The 21326-nt window shown below is 27.6% G+C and carries 30 protein-coding genes; 28 read left to right on the top strand and 2 right to left on the bottom strand.

The features are described from left to right. Positions 1-17 precede the first annotated feature (17 nt). The 23 genes from ABCP60_RS05140 to ABCP60_RS05030 all read left to right on the top strand — a co-directional run bounded on the left by ABCP60_RS05140 (position 18) and on the right by ABCP60_RS05030 (position 15381). Positions 18-1067, top strand: a complete 1050-nt coding sequence (locus tag ABCP60_RS05140) for a major capsid protein (RefSeq protein ID WP_343101377.1) — start codon at positions 18-20, stop codon at positions 1065-1067. A gap of 40 nt (positions 1068-1107) precedes the next feature. Then, the gene (locus ABCP60_RS05135; RefSeq protein WP_343101376.1) at positions 1108-1293 is read left to right on the top strand and encodes a Rho termination factor N-terminal domain-containing protein; all 186 of its coding nucleotides are present in this window, start codon (positions 1108-1110) and stop codon (positions 1291-1293) included. Beyond that, the gene (locus ABCP60_RS05130; protein WP_343101375.1) at positions 1274-1621 is read left to right on the top strand and encodes a phage head-tail connector protein; all 348 of its coding nucleotides are present in this window, start codon (positions 1274-1276) and stop codon (positions 1619-1621) included. The genes ABCP60_RS05135 and ABCP60_RS05130 overlap by 20 nt, the downstream gene beginning before the upstream one ends. Before the next feature lie 7 nt (positions 1622-1628). Next, positions 1629-1976 carry a hypothetical protein gene (locus tag ABCP60_RS05125; RefSeq protein ID WP_343101374.1) on the top strand — a complete coding sequence of 116 codons (348 nt, stop codon included), beginning with the start codon at positions 1629-1631 and terminating at the stop codon, positions 1974-1976. Next, positions 1976-2449: an HK97 gp10 family phage protein gene (locus ABCP60_RS05120; RefSeq protein ID WP_343101373.1), complete on the top strand. Its 474-nt coding sequence runs from the start codon at positions 1976-1978 to the stop codon at positions 2447-2449. Before ABCP60_RS05125 ends, ABCP60_RS05120 begins: the two co-directional genes overlap by 1 nt. Next, positions 2439-2864, top strand: coding sequence for a DUF6838 family protein (locus ABCP60_RS05115; RefSeq protein WP_343101372.1), 426 nt, complete (start codon positions 2439-2441; stop codon positions 2862-2864). Before ABCP60_RS05120 ends, ABCP60_RS05115 begins: the two co-directional genes overlap by 11 nt. A 7-nt stretch (positions 2865-2871) precedes the next feature. Then, complete coding sequence (locus ABCP60_RS05110) at positions 2872-3060, top strand: hypothetical protein (RefSeq protein ID WP_343101371.1); 189 nt, start codon at positions 2872-2874, stop codon at positions 3058-3060. A gap of 2 nt (positions 3061-3062) precedes the next feature. Beyond that, complete coding sequence (locus ABCP60_RS05105) at positions 3063-4373, top strand: phage tail sheath family protein (RefSeq protein ID WP_343101370.1); 1311 nt, start codon at positions 3063-3065, stop codon at positions 4371-4373. 14 nt (positions 4374-4387) lie between these two features. Next, the gene (locus ABCP60_RS05100) at positions 4388-4852 is read left to right on the top strand and encodes a phage tail tube protein (protein WP_343101369.1); all 465 of its coding nucleotides are present in this window, start codon (positions 4388-4390) and stop codon (positions 4850-4852) included. Between the two features lie 71 nt (positions 4853-4923). Further along, positions 4924-5349, top strand: a complete 426-nt coding sequence (locus tag ABCP60_RS05095; protein WP_343101368.1) for a phage portal protein — start codon at positions 4924-4926, stop codon at positions 5347-5349. Between the two features lie 251 nt (positions 5350-5600). After that, positions 5601-7877 carry a tape measure protein gene (locus ABCP60_RS05090; RefSeq protein ID WP_343101367.1) on the top strand — a complete coding sequence of 759 codons (2277 nt, stop codon included), beginning with the start codon at positions 5601-5603 and terminating at the stop codon, positions 7875-7877. An 11-nt stretch (positions 7878-7888) separates the two neighbouring features. Beyond that, positions 7889-8584: a LysM peptidoglycan-binding domain-containing protein gene (locus ABCP60_RS05085; RefSeq protein ID WP_343101366.1), complete on the top strand. Its 696-nt coding sequence runs from the start codon at positions 7889-7891 to the stop codon at positions 8582-8584. After that, positions 8574-10331, top strand: coding sequence for an NlpC/P60 family protein (locus ABCP60_RS05080; RefSeq protein WP_343101365.1), 1758 nt, complete (start codon positions 8574-8576; stop codon positions 10329-10331). The genes ABCP60_RS05085 and ABCP60_RS05080 overlap by 11 nt, the downstream gene beginning before the upstream one ends. 22 nt (positions 10332-10353) lie before the next feature. Next, complete coding sequence (locus ABCP60_RS05075; protein ID WP_343101364.1) at positions 10354-10659, top strand: DUF2577 domain-containing protein; 306 nt, start codon at positions 10354-10356, stop codon at positions 10657-10659. Between the two features lie 4 nt (positions 10660-10663). Further along, positions 10664-11059 carry a DUF2634 domain-containing protein gene (locus tag ABCP60_RS05070; RefSeq protein WP_343101363.1) on the top strand — a complete coding sequence of 132 codons (396 nt, stop codon included), beginning with the start codon at positions 10664-10666 and terminating at the stop codon, positions 11057-11059. Then, positions 11059-12120 carry a baseplate J/gp47 family protein gene (locus tag ABCP60_RS05065; protein WP_343101362.1) on the top strand — a complete coding sequence of 354 codons (1062 nt, stop codon included), beginning with the start codon at positions 11059-11061 and terminating at the stop codon, positions 12118-12120. Before ABCP60_RS05070 ends, ABCP60_RS05065 begins: the two co-directional genes overlap by 1 nt. Continuing rightward, positions 12107-12652 (top strand): putative phage tail protein, encoded by a 546-nt coding sequence (locus ABCP60_RS05060; RefSeq protein WP_343101361.1) that lies wholly within the window; start codon positions 12107-12109, stop codon positions 12650-12652. The genes ABCP60_RS05065 and ABCP60_RS05060 overlap by 14 nt, the downstream gene beginning before the upstream one ends. Then, positions 12652-12975, top strand: coding sequence for a hypothetical protein (locus tag ABCP60_RS05055; protein WP_343101360.1), 324 nt, complete (start codon positions 12652-12654; stop codon positions 12973-12975). The genes ABCP60_RS05060 and ABCP60_RS05055 overlap by 1 nt, the downstream gene beginning before the upstream one ends. Continuing rightward, positions 12976-13551 carry a hypothetical protein gene (locus ABCP60_RS05050; RefSeq protein WP_343101359.1) on the top strand — a complete coding sequence of 192 codons (576 nt, stop codon included), beginning with the start codon at positions 12976-12978 and terminating at the stop codon, positions 13549-13551. Positions 13552-13567: 16 nt separating this feature from the next. Continuing rightward, positions 13568-13963 carry a hypothetical protein gene (locus ABCP60_RS05045; protein ID WP_343101358.1) on the top strand — a complete coding sequence of 132 codons (396 nt, stop codon included), beginning with the start codon at positions 13568-13570 and terminating at the stop codon, positions 13961-13963. A 41-nt stretch (positions 13964-14004) separates the two neighbouring features. Beyond that, the gene (locus ABCP60_RS05040) at positions 14005-14178 is read left to right on the top strand and encodes a hypothetical protein (protein WP_343101357.1); all 174 of its coding nucleotides are present in this window, start codon (positions 14005-14007) and stop codon (positions 14176-14178) included. A gap of 81 nt (positions 14179-14259) precedes the next feature. Then, positions 14260-14514 carry a BhlA/UviB family holin-like peptide gene (locus ABCP60_RS05035; RefSeq protein WP_343101356.1) on the top strand — a complete coding sequence of 85 codons (255 nt, stop codon included), beginning with the start codon at positions 14260-14262 and terminating at the stop codon, positions 14512-14514. A 48-nt stretch (positions 14515-14562) separates the two neighbouring features. After that, positions 14563-15381, top strand: a complete 819-nt coding sequence (locus ABCP60_RS05030; protein ID WP_343101355.1) for an N-acetylmuramoyl-L-alanine amidase — start codon at positions 14563-14565, stop codon at positions 15379-15381. Between the two features lie 1109 nt (positions 15382-16490). Here the strand turns inward: ABCP60_RS05030 and ABCP60_RS05025 are convergent. Continuing rightward, positions 16491-16820 carry a hypothetical protein gene (locus ABCP60_RS05025; RefSeq protein WP_343101354.1) on the bottom strand — a complete coding sequence of 110 codons (330 nt, stop codon included), beginning with the start codon at positions 16818-16820 and terminating at the stop codon, positions 16491-16493. A gap of 480 nt (positions 16821-17300) precedes the next feature. Between ABCP60_RS05025 and ABCP60_RS05020 the strand changes: the two genes are divergently transcribed. Then, entirely contained in the window at positions 17301-17525 is a 225-nt protein-coding gene (locus ABCP60_RS05020; RefSeq protein ID WP_343101353.1) for a helix-turn-helix transcriptional regulator, read from the top strand. Between the two features lie 282 nt (positions 17526-17807). On the opposite strand, the gene ABCP60_RS05015 is transcribed toward ABCP60_RS05020, so the two are convergent. Further along, positions 17808-18167: a hypothetical protein gene (locus ABCP60_RS05015; protein ID WP_343101352.1), complete on the bottom strand. Its 360-nt coding sequence runs from the start codon at positions 18165-18167 to the stop codon at positions 17808-17810. A gap of 695 nt (positions 18168-18862) precedes the next feature. On the opposite strand from ABCP60_RS05015, the gene ABCP60_RS05010 reads away from it, so the two are divergent. From ABCP60_RS05010 to ABCP60_RS04995, 4 genes are all read left to right on the top strand, one after another. After that, on the top strand, positions 18863-19303 hold the full coding sequence (locus tag ABCP60_RS05010; RefSeq protein WP_343101351.1) for an NfeD family protein: 441 nt from the start codon (positions 18863-18865) through the stop codon (positions 19301-19303). A 44-nt stretch (positions 19304-19347) separates the two neighbouring features. Continuing rightward, positions 19348-20337: an SPFH domain-containing protein gene (locus ABCP60_RS05005; RefSeq protein WP_343101438.1), complete on the top strand. Its 990-nt coding sequence runs from the start codon at positions 19348-19350 to the stop codon at positions 20335-20337. A gap of 524 nt (positions 20338-20861) precedes the next feature. Further along, positions 20862-21176, top strand: a complete 315-nt coding sequence (locus ABCP60_RS05000; protein WP_343101350.1) for a heavy metal-binding domain-containing protein — start codon at positions 20862-20864, stop codon at positions 21174-21176. Beyond that, the gene (locus ABCP60_RS04995) at positions 21169-21321 is read left to right on the top strand and encodes a hypothetical protein (protein WP_343101349.1); all 153 of its coding nucleotides are present in this window, start codon (positions 21169-21171) and stop codon (positions 21319-21321) included. Before ABCP60_RS05000 ends, ABCP60_RS04995 begins: the two co-directional genes overlap by 8 nt. Positions 21322-21326: the final 5 nt, after the last annotated feature.

The raw sequence follows: 21326 nt of genomic DNA, 5'->3' as shown, positions 1-21326 counted from the left end.
TAAGGAGGATTTGATATATGAGTATATACGATATAGTTAAAGCTAAAGAAATAGGAGTTTATTATAATACTATGCAAAAGGATAGACCACCTTATTTAGGAGAAGTCTTATTCCCTTTAAGTAAAAAATTAGGATTAGACTTAAAATGGATAAAAGGATCTAAGGGTCTTCCAGTAGCTTTAAAATCAAGTGCTTTTGATGCTAAGGCTGAAATAAGAGATAGAGTAGGCTTTGCAGATGTAAATACTGAAATGCCTTTCTTTAAAGAATCTATGTTAGTAAAAGAATCAGATAGGCAAGAATTAAATAAATTAGAAGGAAATGCAGCTAATCAACCTTATATAGATCTAATAACTAAGAATATATTTGATGATGTTACAACTTTAGTTGATGGTGCAGAAGTGCAACTTGAAAGAATGAGGATGCAATTATTAAGTGAAGGTAAAATAGCTATAAAAGGAAAAGATGCTAGTGGAGTTGAAAAAGCTTTAGACTATGATTATCAATTAGATTCTAAACAAAAAGTATCGTCTGATTGGTCTCAAACTTCTGCAGATATAATAGGAGATATAGAAAAGTGGATGAATGATGCAGAAGAAAGAACTGGCTCAAGACCAACTAGAGCTATCTGTACTTCAACTACATTTAATTACTTAGTAAAAAACGAAGGTATAATAGCAGCTATAAAAGGTATAAATTCAGGAGTTGCTATAACTAAAGCTAAAGTTAAAAAGTTTGTAGAGGAAGAATTAAATTTAGTTATAGAAATATATTCTAAGAAATTCAAGTCAGAAGCAGGTGTTACTACTAACTATTTTAAAGATAATGTATTTACATTGTTACCTGATGGTGAATTAGGTAATACTTGGTTAGGTACTACTCCTGAAGAATCTGATTTAATGAGTGGAGCTACTGATGCAGAAGTTATGCTAGTTAAACAAGGTATAGCTATTACTACAACTAAGAAAACTGATCCAGTAAATGTAAATACTAAAGTTTCTATGATTGGATTACCATCATTTGAAAGAGCTGATGAAATAGTTATAGCTACAGTTAATCCCAGCTAATGCCCTTATAAAAAATAAGGGCGAAAATAGCAATATTGAAATGTATAATGAAGAATCTGAAAAATTAGAAATGATAACTACGGATCAAGTTAATTTAAAATCTATGACGGTAGAGGAACTTAAAAAGTTAGCTAAAAAATATGAAATAGATATACCTACTAAAATGAATAAAACTGAAATAATAGAACTTCTAAGAGGTGTTATCAATGGAGCAGATGCTAATTAGATTAAAAGGATTATTAGGTATTGATTTGGAAGATAAAAGTAAAGATGCCTTCGTAATGTTTGCACTTGAAGATGCTAAAGATACAATACTTAATTATTGCCATATAGAAGAGATTCCTCAAGAATTAAATACAACAATGATTAAGATAGCATTAGATATATATAGGAATGAAAATCTAGGTAGTGAAGAAGAAAGTCAAGGTACAGTGTCATCTACAAGTGATGGTAGTACAACTGTATCTTTTAAGAAAAATGAGGATTATATTAAAAATAGTATTGTAAAAGACTATACAAAGACTTTAAATAAATTTAGAAAACTAAAGTGGTGATAAAACTGTGAACAAAGTTAGAAAGGCTATAGAAAGCTTATATATAGGTATATGTAATATATATGAACATAAAGAAGTATTTGATGAACAAACTAAATTATCATCTAAACAAGAAGTTATAACTCATGAGAATATAAAGTGTAAATTATCATATAAAAATAGTCCAAAATCTAAAGATGCAGAAGTAACTCAAATTATAAGACTATTAATAGCTCCAGAGATTGAAATACGTCCAGGATCTAAAATAGTAGTTACACAAAGTGGTAAAACAACAGCTTTTAAAAATACAGGAGAGCCTCAAATGTTTATTAATCATCAAGAGATTGAATTAGAATTATTTGAGAGGTGGGCATAATGGCTAGATGGGGAAAATGTGACTATAGACAATTAAAAAGACTTCAAAAAAGAATGGAGTCTTTAGAATCTGTTGATTTAGATTTTTTCTGTAAAGAGTGTGCTAAAGAACTTGCAGCTAGATTACTACGTAAGGTAATAAAGAATACTCCAGAGGGAGATTATCCTTCTTCAACAGGAAAAGTTGGAGGTACTTTAATAAGGGGATGGACTGGTGGAGTAAAAACTAATGCTAGTAATTATGCTAAAGGACTTCCAATTAATAAAAAAGGGAATGTTTATGAAATAATCGTTGAAAATCCAGTCTCATATGGAATTTATGTAGAATTTGGACATAGATATAGAAATCATAAAGGATGGCATCCTGGTAAATTTATGCTTACTAAAGCAGAAATAGAATTAGAAGGGCAATTAGAAGCAATAATAGAAAAAAAATTAATTACTTTTTTAGGAGAATATTTATATGGTAAATAATATAATATATGGGATATCTAATAGTATTTATAATTCCTTTGGTAAAGGGTATAACATATATACAGAGAATGTTGAACAAGGGTTAAGTGAACCTTGTTTTTTAATTACTCTAATAAAGCCTTTAGTTAAACCACAGATAATGAATCATTCTATTAGAGAGTATAACTTTGATATCATTTATTTCCCTTCTAACACATTGTCTAAAAACTTAGAAATGAATAATACAGCTGAAATGTTAGTGGATGCACTAGAATTTATAGTTGTAAATGACAGTAAGGTTAGAGGACATAAAATATCATATGAAATAATAGATGGTGTATTACATTTCTTTATAAAATATAATGTGTTGGTAACTAAGGTAGAAGAAGGAGATAAAATGCAAGACCTTAACCTACAACAAGAATTAAAGAGGTGATTTATAAATGGCTAGCAAGAAAACTAAAAAAGATGAAGTAACTGAATTAGCTAAATTCAGCAAAGAACAACTTATTTGTTCTAAAAAATATAAGCATAGAAAAGATTTATTAACAGCATTACTAAAAGATGATAAAACTTATTCATTTTCAGAAGTTGATGAGTTAATAGATGAATTTATGCAAAAGGAGGTATAGTAATGGCATTAGGTGGAGGTATATTTATATCTCAAAATAAAATTTTACCTGGTTCATATATAAACTTTGTTAGTGTAAAAAGAGCTGAGACATCAATGTCCGAAAGAGGTATAGTAGCATTTCCTCTAGAGTTAGATTGGTGTCCAGAAGAAACTGTATTTAAAGTAACAAAAGAAGATTTTCAAAGATATGCACTTGTTAAATTTGGTTATGAACAAAATAGTCCAAAACTTAAAGGTTTAAGAGACTTATTTAAAAATGCAAGAGAAGGATATTTCTATAGACTTAATAAAGGAATAAAAGCCTCAAATGTATTTGCAGAAGCAAAATATTCTGGTACAAGAGGTAATGACTTAAAAATAATAATACAGGCTAATGTAGATAATGGTGATCTATATGATGTATCTACGGTATTAGAAACTAAGAAGGTTGATATACAAACAGTTTCGTCAATATTAGAATTAAAAGATAATGATTGGGTTGTATGGAAGAAAGAGGCCTCTTTATCAAATACAGCATCAACTCCATTATCAGGTGGAACAAATGGAAGTAATGTAACAGGAGCAGAATATCAAAAGTTCTTAGATAAAATAGAATCTTATAATTTCCATGCATTAGGGTGCTTATCAGAAAGTGAAGAAATCAAAAATCTATTTGTAGCATTTAATAAGAGAATGAGAGATAATATAGGTGCTAAATCTAAAGTTGTTCTTTATAGAAAAAATACTGCTGATTATGAAGGTGTAATATCCGTTGAAAACCCAATAAAAGATATAGATGAAAAAGTATCTAGCTTAGTATATTGGAGTACTGGAGCAGAGGCTGGATGTGCAGTTAATGAAGCAAATGCTAATAAAAAGTATGATGGAGAATTTACAGTTGATGTTGACTATACTCAATTAGAATTAGAAGAGGCAGTATTAGCTGGTAAATTTATTTTCCATAAGGTTGGAGATGAAGTAAGAGTATTAGAAGATATAAATACTTTTACCTCTTTTACAGAAGAGAAAAATAGTGATTTCTCTAATAATCAAACTATAAGGGTATTAGATCAAATAGCAAATGATATAGCAACTGTGTTCAACACTAAATTTTCTGGTAAATATCCAAATACAGAGTCAGGAAGAGTAAGTTTTTGGAATGAAATAGTTAAACATCATAAAAATTTAGAATCTATAGATGCAATAGAAAACTTTAAAGCAGATGATATAACTGTAGAAAAAGGAAATGATAAAAAAACTGTAGTTGTAACAGATGCAGTTGAAGTTATAAATGCAATGACAAAATTGTACATGACTGTTGCGGTACAATAGAAAGGAGCTAAAATATGGGTAAAACAATGGATTCAAAAGATGCTATAAGTGCAGCCTTAGCGGAATGTTATGTTACCATAGACGGTAATAGATATAACTTTGCACAAATGATAAATTTAGAGGCGTCAATGGAGAAAAATAAATCTAAAATCCCTATCCTTGGTAAAACAGGCAAAGGTAATGTAAGTGGTGGATGGGAAGGTTCAGGGAGTGCAACAATGCATTATAACCAAAGTATTATGAGAGAACTTTTATATAAATATAAAGAAACTGGTGAGGATACATATTTTGACGTACAAATTACAAATAAAGGAAATCCTAAACTAGGTAGACAAACTGTTATATTAAAAGATTGTAACTTAGATGGTGGTATAATAGCAAAATTTGATGCAGACGCTGAATATTTAGACGAAGATATAGATTTCACATTTGATGATTGGGAGATGCCTGAAAAATTCAACTTATTAGATATTATGTAAAACACTTATTACAATGAATTGTTATAGGTGTTTTTTTATTAAAAAAATGTAAATTACTGGAGGATATAAATATGAATAATTTAAGCGCTTTTTTAGCAGAAAATGCAATAAAACAAGAAAATGAAAAACATGTGGTTTCAAATAGATTCGTTCAAGATGGAAAACCTATAGAATGGGAAGCAAGAGCTGTAACGTCTCAAGAAGATGAGGAAATAAGAAAAAATTGTACTAAAAATGTTCAAGTTCCTGGCAAGAAAAATCAATATATGCCTAAAACAGACTATTATAAGTATATTGCATCTCTTGCTGTTGCTTGTACAGTATTTCCTAACTTAAATGATGCACAATTACAAGACTCATACGGTGTAATGGGTGCTGATGAACTTTTAAAGACGATGTTACTTCCTGGAGAATATGCAGATTACTTACAAATAATACAAAAAATAAATGGATTTGATAAGAGTTTAGAAGATAAGGTAGATGAAGCAAAAAACTAATTAATGGAGGCGATTATGAAAGCAATATAGCTTACTACTGCCTCCATAAATTCAATAAATTCCCTAGTGAATATGATAATCTTCCTACAAATGAAAAAGCTTTTGTTATAGCTGCTATTCAAATAAAGTTAGAAAATGATAAGAAAAAAGAAAAGGAGGCAGCAAAAAAAGCAAGAAGGCGTAGATAAAGATTATATAATAAAAAGCACTTACTCATAAAGTAGGTGCTTTTTATATGTAAAAAATAGGAGGTGGTAGATATTGCAACAATAAAAGCAGCACTACAAATACATGATGGTATGTCTCCTGCATTTCAATCTATGAACAGAGCTATGAGTATTGTTATAAATAGTTTTGAACAATTAAATAGTGCATCTCATAATACTATAGATACTAATAGTATTATGACAGCAAGAGAAGAGCTTTCAAAAGCTGGAGCACAATTTGATATGATTGAAGATAAAATTAAAAAATCTTATGAGCAACAACAAAACTTTAATAGAAGTATTAGAGATGGTACTTCAGAATCAAGTAGATTATTAAATAAAATAAAAGGTTTCGCCTCTGCATATTTAACTTTCCAAGGGATTGGTGGAATAGCTAAACTTTCTGATGAACTTACTAATACAAATGCTAGATTATCTATGATAAATGATGGATTACAAACAACAGATGAGTTAAATAAAATGATATTCATGTCAGCTCAAAATTCTCGTAGTTCATATTTAGACACAGCTAAAGTAGTATCTAGATTAGGAATGAATGCAAAGGATGCTTTTGGATCTACATCAGAGATGGTTGCTTTTGCAGAACAGCTAAATAAAAAATTTGTAATAGCTGGTGCTAGTACAGAAGAAATGAATTCAGCATTACTACAATTAACTCAAGGACTAGGATCTGGTGTACTTAGAGGAGAAGAGCTAAATGCTGTATTTGAATCTGCTCCAAATATAATTCAATCTATAGCAGATTATCTAGATGTTCCTATAGGTAAAATTAGAGACATGGCTTCGGATGGAGAATTAACCGCAGATGTTGTTAAAAATGCAATTCTTGGAGCAGCCGAAGAAACCAATGCAGCCTTTGAAAAAATGCCCTTAACTATAAGCCAAGTTTGGACAATGTTTAAAAATGAGGCATTATTTGCCTTTAGAATAGTACTTAATGGTATAAATGAAATAATAAATACGGATGGATTTACAAATTTTATCAATAATGTAAAAGGTGGGATGATAGTCCTCGCAAATATAATTACAGACATATTTTCTATAATTGTTAAAATTTTTAGTAATAGCTCAGTTCAAATATTTATTAATAATATTATTTCAGGTATTGTTGTATTGGTAAATGTATTAGGAATGGTTGTTGAGGGAGCATTAAAAGTAGTAGATGTATTTGCTCAAAACTGGCCTATTATAGAACCTTTGGTGTGGGGAGTTATAGCCGCACTTTCTATATATTTACTATATTTAGGTATAGTAAGAGCAGGAGAATTAATTAGTGCAACTATAAAATTAGGTCTTTGTATTGCTTCATATGCACATGCAGCAGCTACAAGAACAGAAGCAAGTGCTACAGCAGCGACTACAGCCGCTCAATGGGGATTGAACACAGCATTGCTTGCATGTCCTATAACATGGATAATAATAGCAATAATTGCACTTATAGCAATATTTTATGCTGCAGTTGGAGCGATTAATCATTTTGCGGGTACGTCTATAAGTGCTACAGGATTAATTGCGGGAGCATTTATGTTTGCAGTATCGTTTATTGGTAATTTAGTTATAGCATTACTTAATTTAATAATAGATGTTGGAGTTGGTATCTGGAATGTATTTGCAGATATAGCAAATTTTTTAGGTAATGTATTTGAGGATCCTTTATGTGCATCTATAAGATTATTCGGAGGATTTGCGGATACAGTTTTATCTATAATAGCAAGTATAGCAAGTGCAATTGACACTATATTTGGAACTAATCTTGAATCAGCTGTAAATAATTTTAGAAAATTACATGATGAAGCTATAAAAGAAATAGCTGGAGAAGGTAAAGTTTTTGTAGAAAAGAAAGATGCGGCAGATTTTAGATTTAACAGATTTGATTATAGCGATACATTTAATGCTGGTTATGGTTTTGGAGAAAAACTTGAAAATAAATTTAAAAATATGTTTAAAATAGACGACTTAGTTGGTAAATCAAAAGATAAGCTAGGCTTAAATGGTCTTGGAATGGCTGGTGGTATGGGTGAAGATCTTAGAGATTTAGGAGCATTAGATCATTTAAAAAATACAGCAGATAACACAGGTAAAATGTCAAAGAAGATGGATGCATCATCCGAAGACTTAAAATATCTTAGAGACATAGCAGAACAAGAAGTAATAAATAGATTTACAACAGCAGAAATCAAAATAGATATGAATAATCATAATACAATAAATTCTGATATGGACTTAGATGGTGTGGTTAATTACTTAAATGAAAAGGTAAATGAAGCAATGGTTACTGCAGCAGAAGGTTACCATGTATAGGAGGAGATAACTTGGCATATAGTGTTTATTTAGATAAAATACTTCTACCTATAACTCCTTCTAAATTGGAGTTAAAAATAAATAATAAAAATAAAACAACGGAGTTAATTAATATTGGTGAAGTAAATATACTTAAAACTCCTGGATTAACGGATATAAACTTTAAGGCTCGTATTCCACATATAAAATATCCATTTGCAAATTATGAGAATGGTTTTAAAAATGCTAAATATTTTTTAGATAATATAGAAAAACTAAAAATTAATAATACACCGTTTCAATTTATAGTATCTCGTACTTCTAGTCGAGATACTATTTTATTTCATACTAATTTAAAGGTTTCTTTAGAAGAGTATTCTGTTGAGAAAGATGCAGAGAATAATTCAGATTTAAATTTCTCAATAAAGTTAAAACAGTTTAGAGATTATTCATCTAAAAAAATAGTAGTTAATAATACAAATAAACCAACAGGATCAGTAGCAAATAAAAGGCCAAACGGAACAAATAAGCCGAATGGTAAAACTTATACCGTTAAAAAAGGTGACAGTCTTTGGGCTATATGTAAAACTCAACTTGGTGATGGAAGTAAAAAAACATATGACAAAGTGTATCAATTAAACAAGGAATTAATGGACTCTTACAATAAAAAATATGGTACATCTAAGTACACAATCTATCCAGGGCAGGTGTTACGTCTTGCAAAATAACTTAGAAATAATATTACAAAATGGAAATGACTTATATCAACCTATTGTAGAGGATAATTTAACTTGGGAAACACAACGTAAAGGAGCTCCAGGTAAGCTGACTTTAAATATATTACAAGATGATGTAATTAAATTTGGAGAAGGTAATGCTATTAGAGTTAAATTAAATAATAAAAAAGTTTTCTTTGGATTTATTTTTCAACATAAAAGAAATAAAGATGGTATTGTACAAGTTGTAGCATATGATCAGTTAAGATATTTCAAAAATAAAGATACATATATATATGAAAATAAAACAGCATCAGAAGTTTTAAAGCTATTAGCAAAAGACTTTAATTTAAAATTAGGATATGTTCAAGATACTAAATATAAAATAGATTCTAGGATAGAAGAAGACAAAACCTTATTTGATATAGTATTAAATGCATTGGATATGACAATAGAAAATGCTAAAGAAATGTATATATTGTATGATAATTTCGGAGAATTAGATTTAAAAAATATAAGTTCCATGAAATTAGATACAGTAATAAATGCAGATGTAACAGAAGACTTTGATTATTCTTCATCAATAGATGGAAACACATATAACAAAATAAAATTATCTAGGAAAAATAAAGATGAAGGAACAAGAGATATTTATATAGCTCAAGATTCTAAAAATATGAATGCTTGGGGTATTTTGCAATATTTTGAAAATATAGATGATAACGTAGATGCGCAGGAAAAAGCAAATGCACTATTAAAACTATATAATCAAAAAGTTAAATCTCTTACAGTAAAGAATGTTCTAGGAGATATAAATGTTAGAGCAGGGTGTTTACTTCCAGTGTTGCTTAATTTAGGTGACATGAAAATAAAAAATTATATGCTTGTAGATAAAGTGAAACATTCTTTTAGCAACAATGAACATACAATGGATTTAACCTTAGTTGGAGGTGAATTCGTTTCTACTTTAGCATCACCTAATAGCTCTACTCCATCAGAGGATAAATCATCAGGTGGAGATAGTAGTTCTAATAGTGATAATGTAAGAGGGAAAAAAGTACCTGCCTTATTTACTGCATATTTTCCTGAAAATTCAGCCTTAGAAGGTGGATTCTTCGATGCTATGGGTAAAAGGCTTAATCCTAAAAATAATACTTGTGCTGCTCCTCGTTCAATACCATTTAATACTAAAATTATGGTTCAAGGAACTGGAACTTCTAGAGATGGAAAGATGTATACTGTAACAGACAGAGGAGGTGCTATTACTATCAAAAATGGAGTTTATCATTTTGATATATTAGTAAGTAATAAAAAAGAGGCCAATGCTTGGGGTAAAAGAAGAGGTACAGCACTTATCGTAGATAAAAACCAAAGTACAACATCTAATTCTTCTGGCAGTGGTAAAGCAAGTAAATTAATAAATATTGCTAAAAGTAAACTTGGATCACCATATGTTTGGGGAGCTACTGGACCAAATAAATTTGACTGTTCAGGACTTACATCATGGTGCTATAAACAAATAGGAATAAATATACCTAGAACATCAAGAGAACAAGGGGTTGCTGGTAAGTATGTTTCCAAAGCAAATTTACAACCAGGGGATTTAGTTTTCTTTAATAATCCTATTTCGCATGTTGGTATGTATATAGGAAATGGACAAATGATCCATGCTCCAAAGCCTGGAGATGTTGTAAAAATAGTGAGCATAAATATTAGTTATTATACTTCTAGATACAATACAGCTAGAAGATTTTTATAATGCAAAAAATAAGGAGGAGATTATGCACAATTTCGTAGAGCTTATGAAAAAAATAGCAATGAATGTATTTAATGAAAGTAAACCAGTTGCTATTGAATATGGTTCTGTAGAGAGTATTACTCCTTTATCTATAAGAATAGATCAAAAAAAGGCATTAACAGAAAAGTTTCTTATACTTGGAAAAAATGTACAAGACTACATAGTTAGTGCAAGTATAAATGGTATAGATACCAATGTTGAAATTAAAAATTCTTTAAAAGTAGATGAAACAGTTATCTTATTGCGAATGCAAGGTGGACAAAAATATCTAGTTTTGGATAGGATGTGATGCCATGATACCACAAGATAATGATTCAACCTTATTCGATATAGAATTAGTAAATCAACCTAGTAAAACTTATAAATTATCTAGTGAAAATATAATTGGTTTTTGCGACAATTTAGATGCAGTAAAACAAACCATATACTTTATATTAAATACAGAAAGATATCAATATTCTATTTATAGTTGGGACTATGGTATAGAGTTAAAAGATTTAATAGGAGCATCATATGCTTATGTAGTACCTGAACTAGAAAGGCGAATTACAGAGGCTTTAACACAAGATGACAGAATTAATAATGTTTTTGATTTTAATTTCGATAAAAAGAAAAATACATTAGTTGTTTCATTTACTGTTGAAACTGAATTTGGAAACTTAAAAGCTACAAAGGAGGTGATTTTATAATGTTTGATATGTTCACTTTTGAATATATATTAGAAAACTTATTAAATAGAGTTTCTGATCCACTAGATAAAAGAGAAGGTTCTATTATATACAATGCACTAGCACCCGATGCAGCAGAATTAGCAGAGGCATATATAATGCTTAGTTTATTAATGGATGAGGCATTTGTAGATACTGCTAGTAATGCTAATCTTGATAAAAAATGTAAAGAGAGAGGAATTATAAGAAACCCTGCAACCAATGCAATTGTAAAAGGTGAGTTTAATATGGATGTTCCTATAGGCTCTAGATTTTCTTTAGAAGATACTACCTATAATTATACTGTTTTAGAAAAAATAAGCGATGGTATCTTTAAATTAAAATGCGAAGATACAGGAGATATTTCAAATAAAGGAATGTTAATACCTATTTTTGAGATAAAAGGTTTAGAATTTGCAAAAATAAAGGAGATACTAATACATGGAGAAGAAGAGGAAGATGATGATAGTTTAAGAAGAAGATATGAACTTAGTTTAGAAGGAGAAGCCTTCGGTGGAAATATAGCTGATTATAAAGAAAAAGTTAATAGATTACAAGATGTAGGAGGGGTTAAAGTATACCCCGTTTGGAATGGTGGAGGAACTGTAAAGTTAGTTATTATAAATTCAAACTATGAATCACCATCTGAAACACTAGTTAATGATGTTCAAGAAAAGATTGATCCTATTCAAAATCAAGGTAAGGGCATTGGTTTAGCTCCTATTGGCCATGTGGTTACTGTAGAAGGCGTTGCAAATACTATTGTTAATATAAATACAAAATTTACACTTGAGCGTGGATGGACATTTGAAGAAATAAAACCAACTTTAGAAAAAACTATAGATGATTATTTCAAAGAATTAAATTCAAAATGGGATTCTAATGACAATATAGTAGTTAGAATAAGTCCTCTTGAAACGAAATTGCTTGGTATAACAGGTGTTATAGATGTCCAAGATACACTATTAAATGGTTCCTCGTCAAACTTAATAGTTAATGAATATAGTATTGTTAAGAGAGGTGTTATAAGTGAACAGAGTTAGTCTTATAAATAGATTGCCTCCATTTTTGCAAAATAAAGAAGAATATATACAAGCATTTAAAGCTAAAGATGTTCAATTTATTTTATTATGGGAAAAAATCAATGAGTGTTTCAAAAACTTATACTTATACGAACTTACAGAATATGGTATAAAACGTTGGGAAAAAATTATGAAAATAACACCTAAAGCATCTGATACATTAGATGATAGAAGGTTTAGAATAATAAATAGATATTTAACTAATGTTCCTTATACATATAGAAAACTAGAACAAATTTTAAATACTATATGTGGAAAAGATGGATATAAATTAGAGTTAGATTATCTTAATTATATATTAAAGGTTAAATTAGAATTATCCGCAAAAAAGCAAATAGAAGAAGTTGAGGGTATGTTAAGACGTATAATACCTGCTAATTTGGTACTAGAAGTAAGTATTTTATATAATCAGCACTCTACTGTATCTAGGTTTACACATGAACAGTTAAAATCTATGACTCATAAAACTATCCGTGAGGAGGTGTTAAATTAATGCAAGAAACTTCTAATTTAAAATTAAGACAACCTGCACAATCAGATTTTTACAATGTTGATGACTTTAATCTTAATTCTGAAATCATAGATAAAGAAATTTCTAAGTTAAAAGGAAGCTATGAAAATATGAAATTAGTTGATACAAATGTAGTATTAACTGATCCTAATAATATTTTCAAGCTTGGAGAAAATGCGAATATAAATCAAGCATTAATGGTATTAGCAAATAAAACTGACAAAATTGATGTGGATTTAAATGGTCAAAGATTAAAAGCAATAAATATAAATAATAGACTAGATAAAGTCATAGGGGGTGAATAAATGGCTATCCTAGATATAAATGCATCTCTTGAAGTTGCACTTACCGAGATAGAAAATAAAACAGCTCAAGTAGAAATAGATAGAGAGACTTTAGAAAATATACTTATTGGTAAAGGTGTGGAAGTTATACCTGGATCAATATTAAGTGTATTAATTGAAAAAGTTAGAGGAGAAGTTAATACTAGAAAAAAAGTAGCAACAGGAAGTATCTCAAGAAAAGCTGTATCATTAGTAAGTGGTATACATAATGGAGTTGAAAAGAATTCATATTGTCATAGAATACCTGTAAAGAATTTAGGATTCGTACCTTCTAAAATTTTTGTATATAGAAAAGAAGAAAATCGTGAGTATAAAATAAAAAATGCTTTATCTGCTTATTATGATAAAGATATGGATTCTGATAACTGTTATGCTTTCCCAATATATACTTATTCTCCTTTTGGTTTTCCAAGTATAATTCCAATAAAGGCAAATAAGGTTATAACATCAACTGGGTTTGATATGATCGCAGGAGTTCATGACTCTGATTATGGACTTTCAACTCGTGAGTATTTTTGGCTTGCAATAGGAGAATAAATAGGAGGTGTAGTTCATGAATATAGGTACTAAAATATATTACTGTAATATAACAGGTAATGTATTAGTTAGAATTGGAGATTTAACAGACTTTCCAAGAAATACAACTTTTGATGAAGATTATTCTATATATGTAGAACTTAGTGAAAGAAATAAAGAGACTATATCATTAATACAGCTAGAATATGGTGAATATGAAAAATTAGCCAAAAATAAAATATGTACAGGTGTTAATTTAGAAACTAAAGAATTAATTTTCTCAAACATTTCAATACCTAATAAACCAAGTAAACAAGATTTATTAGAAGAAAGAGTTAAGACTTTAGAGGATAGTCAAGTTGGACAAGATGCCTTATTAGATTCTACTAGAGAAGCAGTAGATTTCTTATTGCTATCTAGCGAATCTTTATAATAAATATAAAAATAAATTAATAAAAAAGGAGAGATTAAATTATGGCAAATTATTTAGCAACAAGAATAATGGAAAAAGGTGAAGTATCTGAAATGGAAGGACAAAAATATTATAAAACATTTATGAGTATACCTAAGTATGCTAAATTCAAAGATGATGTAGACGCATTACTAATGTTAAGTGGTAAAGAAAATTTAATAGTTGAACTAAAATAGACTTAGAACTTTAAAAGTTCTTTTTTTATTGGCTAGAATTAATTTTCTAGCCTTTTTAATACAATATAGAGAGGAAATTTTATGGATAAGTTTTTTAATGATGTTATACTAACACAAGGTATTTTCGCAATTCTGTTCTGTTGGTTATTATTTGATAGTAAAAAAGAGGCTAGAGAAAGAGAAGCAAAAGCACAGGAAAGAGAAGATAAATTACAAAGTATAATATTTAATAATCAGAATGTAATGCAAGAAATGGCAGAGAAACTTAAAACAGTAGAAGAAGTAAAAGAAGATGTTAAAGAAATAAGAAATAAATTAGATGGAGTTATTAATTAGATAGCTCTTTTTTAATAAATAAAATTTCAGATAAGGTAGGTAATTAATATGAGATTAAATAGCCATGCAGGACATGGAAAACAAGATAGTAAAAGTTGTGGAGCTGTCGATATAATAAAAGAAAGTATAGAGGATAGATTAGTAAATGATACCTTTGTAAAATTAGGTAGAGAAGATGGAAACACAGTCTTTGACTGCACTGTAGATTATCCTAATAGCCAACAAGATTGCTTAAACAAGATTGTAGTGAAATGTAATGCTAATTGGGTTGACTTAGATGTAAGTCATCATTTCAATAGTGGTAGAGATGATGATTTAGGAGATGGATCTATAGGTGGAGTAGAAGTATATGTATACAGTACAAATGATCCAACATATGAAATAGGAAAAAGAGTTTGTGCAAATATTGAGAAATTAGGCTTTAAAAATAGAGGAGTCAAAGTTAAACCTGAATATTTTTATTTAAGAAAAACAAAAAATAAAGCTATGATTATAGAGTATTTATTTGTTGATGATAAAGACGACTGTAATTTATATAAAAAAGTAGGACATGAAGCACTTGCAAAAGCAGCACTTGAAGGTATATTAAATAAAAAATTAGATAATAAACCAAATAGTAATACTAGTCAAGGATCATCAACAACTAACTTTAAAAATGGAGATTATACAGGTAAAAAAGCTAGAGTTGCAGCGAATGTATTAAATGTTAGATGGGATAGAGGAACTAATTTTGATATTATAGGTAAATTAAAGAAAAATGATATTGTTAAATTAAATTATTGTATAAATGGATGGATAAGTATAGAAGGATATAAAGGGAATAAAGGCCTTGGATATATTCATACAGACTATATAGAATTGTTATAGACCATAGGTATAAATATTTGACTTTAAAATATTCTTTTGATAATATTGTAAACAATTATTATTTATATTTTTATAGTATTTTAAAATCATATTCTATATTTTCTTAATTTCTTATGAAAAATAAATGGCTATCCTAAATAAGGTAGTCATTTATTTTTTTATAAATAGTTGTATTGTAAAAAGAATATATATAAATAAAATTATATTATTGTTTTTGTAAAATATTGTTGTAATATGTAAGTAACCTAATTTATATCTTACTATTAAATGTTTTGCATAAGTGTAATAAGCTAAAAAAGAGACTATCAATATATGATATAGTCTCTTTTTTATTAAAAATATATATTTGGTATGTACATATTGAATATTTGAAGTTAAAATAAACATCAGATACTATTTTGGATAATATATTTTTAGAAACCTAATAAGAATGAACTTATTAACCTTCAAACTATAGAAGTAAAATGTAGTACTTGTAAATTTAGTAAGAGGCTAAAAAGGACTAGGTCGTACACACCTAGTCCTTTTTACTTTAAATGGCGAAGTTCTCTGCAATGATATATATATTATATGTATAGAAATATTTTATATTCTATTTATTGTAATGTTTATGATATAATACAATAGAAATTACAATCTAAGAGCGGCGATTTCTATACAATAAAACACCTACTTCTAAAAAGAAAGGAGGTGTAAGTATGGAGATCATAAACTTTTTATTAAAAAACTCCGATGCTATATTTATTAGCATTTTAGGAGCTTTTATTTACGATAAAATTAAAAGTCGCTCAAATGGAGATAAGAGCGACTAAATTAATTATTCTATTTTATATATAGAAATCACGCTCTATTCCACTAGATTGTAATTTCTTTTATGATTATATTATACACTAAATAAATATATTTATGCTAGTTATTTTATAGTTTTTATTTTTAATATTATAAATTTTATTAACTTATACATAATAAAAATAAATAATGAGGAGAATAATGCTGCAATTGAACTAGCTAAAATAACTCTCATATTTATAATATATAAGTTCATGGTATATAAAATTGTAAAAATAATATATATTAAAACAAAAATAATTATATCTCTTTTCATCTATTTATTTATCTAACTTTCGTGAACTATTTAGTTTTCTCAAATTATTTAATTCTTTCTGTGTTTCTATAACATGTACATAATTATATTCAGCAATTTCAAAAATATTTTCAAATGGTAAGACAACAACTTTCTTTATTAAGCTTAACTCATCATAATGTAACTTACCTGAATTATAATAAAACTCATTTAATTTTTTTAAATTAATTCTAGTTAATCTTGAAACAGTCTCTAATGAAAATTTATATTCTTCAATGAAATAATAAAGTTTCTCTAAAAAGCTTATTGTTATTTCTTCATCTTTTTTAAATAAAAATCTTTCATCATCAATCACGATAAACCCTCCTATAATTTATTTTTATTACAAAAAAGTATAACATTACAAAATTTTACAGTAAATTATTTTTTATTAATAGCTATAGTTGGTTTAGATTGTTATGACACTACACAAGAGTGTAGAAACTTTTCAAAACAAAATAAGAAATAATAAATAGGTATAAATATTTGACTTAAAAATATTGTTTTGATAATATTATATTAACTCATAGAGTCTGCATGATGTTTCGAACTGCAGAAGTAAAATGTAGTAGTTGTTAGACCTAGTAACTAACATAGAAGGAGCAGAGAACCCAATTCTCGCTCCTTTTTTATTGAACAATTATTATAAAATAAATACCTATATGTAGGCACATTTTGTTGAATATTATAAAATATTACTATAATATAATTAAAGTTATTATAAAACTTTATATTTTATTAAAAAAACAATTATATTTAGTTAATTATTTTATTTATTGTAAAAAAGGAGAGTTGTATGCATATAGGTGATTTAATAAGATTAAAAAGAAAATCTAATAGATTAACTCAACGTGAATTAGGTGAGATGTTATCATCTTCAGTAAATAGAATTTGTTACTTAGAAAAGAAGCCTAAAGGTATTAATAGATTTACCTATGAAGAAATAGATAAAATTAGTGAAATTTTAGGAATTGATAAAAATTTATTGATTGAAGAAAAACAAAGGTTAGAAAATACATAATATATAAATTTTAAATAATAAATAGATGATTTTATATCTTAATAAGTATACTTGGAGTTTACATATATGATAAAATAAAAAATCACTCTAATAGCGGTAAGAGTGATTCAAATAAATAAGATTTCGTTTACATAGAAATCACACTCTACGCCAATAGATTGTAATTTATTTCCATGATTATATCATACACTAGATAAATAGATTTATGCTAGTTATTTTATAATATATTCTTATTTTTATAGTTTTTAGAATAAAAAAGACTAGGAATAAATCTAGTCTTTTTTATATTCCATAATGTATTAACCATTTATTACTTTCTTTTGCATTAACCACTTTTTCTATGAGTTTGTCTAATTCTTTTGACTTAATTATTTCATTTTCTTTTTTTATAAGTTCTAGAAAAAGGTTTAAAGATTCTGTTGGTATTAATGTTACGCCATGATATGCTAGACCTTTGTATGGATTACTTGTAGTATGAGCAAATGTATTTAATAAATTTATCTTTTCTCCAAATTTACAATTGTACATAGCGTCTATAACATCACAATTTACAGATATACAATTATACTTTCGAGGATTATAATCGTACTCTTTATTCTCTTCAACTTCTTTAATTATTCCAAATTCATGTACATATCCCATTTTAATTCTCCCAGTTTCTTATTGCTTACTTTTATTAGATTTTTATTTTAAAAATAAAAATACTTGTATTTAAATAATTTATTTGATATATTCTTTATGGATTCAAAATATATTTATTAACATTTATTATACTATTCTTAGTTGCGAACTCAGCAACTACATAAAAAATGGTGTGCTATTAATTTCGCACACTATATTTTTATAATAGCTTGTTTTGTTAGTAATTTGTCGTTATTTGTTTATAACTTTGTGAGTTATGTTGATAATTATGTATATTTATGTTGATTTTTATCAAAATATGATTATATTTAGAATACTTTAATAATTGATTTTTGTTAAAATTTATTGTATTATATTGTTACTCTTTAATATAAAATTAAACATTTTATAAAGCATAAAAGAATTAGATAATTAATCTAGTTCTTTTATTTTTTTATAAAATAGGTTGTTTTATTTGAATTTTATTTTTTAATAATATAAAATGAGTTTAATCCCAATTATTTATATGAATTAATTACATCTTAAAAAGAGACTAGATACATTATATAGTCTCTTTTTAATTAATGTTAAAATGTCTTATATTACCCTAGGATGATATATATATTATATGTATAAAAATACTTTATATTCTATTTATTCTAATGTTTATGATATAATACAATAAATATATATATATTTATATTTAGGAGGGGGCAATGAAACTAGTATGGTTAGTTGTAGCAATAATATTCGCCATAGCAGAAGCTATGACACCGAGCTTAACGTTAATTTGGTTTAGTTTAGCAGCTATAATACTTATGTTTTTAAGTAGTTTTATAGAAAGTATAATAATCCAAGTAATAGTATTTGCCGTAATATCAATAATTTCATTAATAATAGGTACTAGAAAGATAGTTAAAAAAGATAAAACATTTAAGTATAGTACAAATCTTAATGCTGTATTAAATAAAAAAGGCATGGTAAAAAAAGATATAAAAGAAAATCAAATGGGATTAGTAGTAGTAGATAATGAAGAATGGAGTGCAGTATCTATAGACAATGGTGAGATTTTAAAAGGTGAAGAAATTAAAGTTATTAAGATAGAGGGAGTTAAGCTAGTTGTAAGTAAACATGATGAAGTATCTATAATTAAATAAAAAATAATATAAATTATTTAGGAGGATGTATTATGTTTGAAGTGATAGGGAATTTAGTAATACCTATACTTATAATAGTAGTAGCAATTGTTATTGCTCTATCTTGTGTGAGAGTGGTAAAACAATCCAGAGTAGGTATAATAATGAGGCTAGGTAAGTTTAGAAAAGTAGCAGATACAGGGGTTCATTTTTTAGTTCCATTTTTAGATCATATGAGTTATATAATTGATTTGAGAGAAAATGTTGTTGATTTTCCTCCTCAACCAGTTATAACAAAAGATAATGTAACTATGCAAATAGATACAGTTGTTTATTACAAAATAACAGATCCTGTAAGATATGTATTTGAAATAGCAGATGCTATTACAGCTATAGAAAATCTAACTGCTACAACTTTAAGAAACTTAATAGGTGAATTAGATTTAGATGAAACTTTAACGTCAAGAGATGTTATAAATACAAAGATGAGAGCTATATTAGATGAGGCTACTGATAAGTGGGGTATAAAAGTAAATAGGGTAGAGCTTAAAAATATAATGCCACCACATGATATACAAGTAGCAATGGAAAAACAAATGAGAGCTGAGAGAGAAAGAAGAGAGGCAATACTTCAAGCAGAAGGTAATAAATCAGCTTCAATACTTCAAGCAGAAGGAGAAAAACAATCAGCAATACTTAGAGCGGAAGCTAAGAAAGAAGCCATGATAAGGGAAGCTGAAGGTTTGAAAGAATCATCTATATTAAAAGCACAAGGAGAAGCAGAGGCTGTAAAAGAAATTGCTATAGCTAAGGCACAGGGAGAAGCTGAAGTTATTTTAAAGGTTCAAGAAGCAACAGCTAAAGGGTTGAGAGAAGTATTATCAGCTATGAAGGAATCTGATGTAGATGAAAGAATACTAGCTTTAAAATCTATAGAAGCATTAGAAAAGGTTGCACAAGGAAATGCAACTAAGTTAGTATTACCTTCTGATACAGTAAACTTCTTAGGAACTTTTAAAGGTATAAAAGAAGTTTTAGGTGATAATAAAAATTAAATATGATTTTATATTTCAAAATACCATGATATTTTTTTATAGTATTTTTGAAATAGAACTAAAAAATAACTATATCAAAAAGTAGACTTTTTTGATAGGGGTCAGTATCAATAAAAAATATTTTATAACTATAGATATAATTGTTTGACTTCAAAAATTTTTTTGATAGTATCATAATTAATCAAATTATTTTTTATAATAGTTTAAAAATTCAATTTGATTTGCTTTCTTACTGATGTTGTTTAAAAGGAGTGACTATTCTAAATAGAATGGTCACTCCTTTTTTAGAAATAATTCTATTGAAAAACTTTACTTTTATTTATATAAATCCAATAATGGGTACTCCTTATTCATATAACATTAAATTGAATTACGATGGTGGGAGTAGATTAGCTAAATATTAAAATTAAGATTTATTTTTTGTAAATGAATATATAGCAAAATAGACTTTTTTGTTGAATATTATGAAAGTTTGTTATATTATAGTGATAAATTCTATGAGATAATATGAGGGGGAAATATATATGTTAATATTAACTACAGAATATATACCAGGTAAAGATATTATAGAAGTTAAGGGTTTGGTAAAAGGAAGTACAATTAGAGCAAAGCATATAGGTAAGGATATAGGTGCAAGCTTTAAGCAATTAGTTGGTGGGGAGCTTACAGGATATAATGAGATGTTAATGGAAGCTAGAAAAATAGCTATAGCTAGAATGGTTGAAGATGCTGAGAAACAAGGTGCTAATGCAATAGTTGGATTTAGGTTGACATCAGCAGAAGTTATGCAAGGAGCAGCTGAAATATTAGCATATGGTACAGGTGTTATTATTGAGTAATTTAGCTCTTACTATAGTTTTTTTACTCGCTGAGACAATACCATTTGCTATTATAGGTGGGAGTATAGTACTTATCATAGCTAAAATAATAGAACGAAAAAAAGAAAAGAAAAATGAACATTTTGATAGGTATGATAGATATTAAGCTAG

Origin of the sequence: Romboutsia sp. MSSM.1001216sp_RTP31141st1_G3_RTP31141_220114 (genome assembly GCF_039031195.1) — a bacterium.
Lineage (GTDB): Bacteria > Bacillota > Clostridia > Peptostreptococcales > Peptostreptococcaceae > Romboutsia_C > Romboutsia_C hominis.
This window is presented reverse-complemented; position numbering and strand designations above follow the sequence as displayed.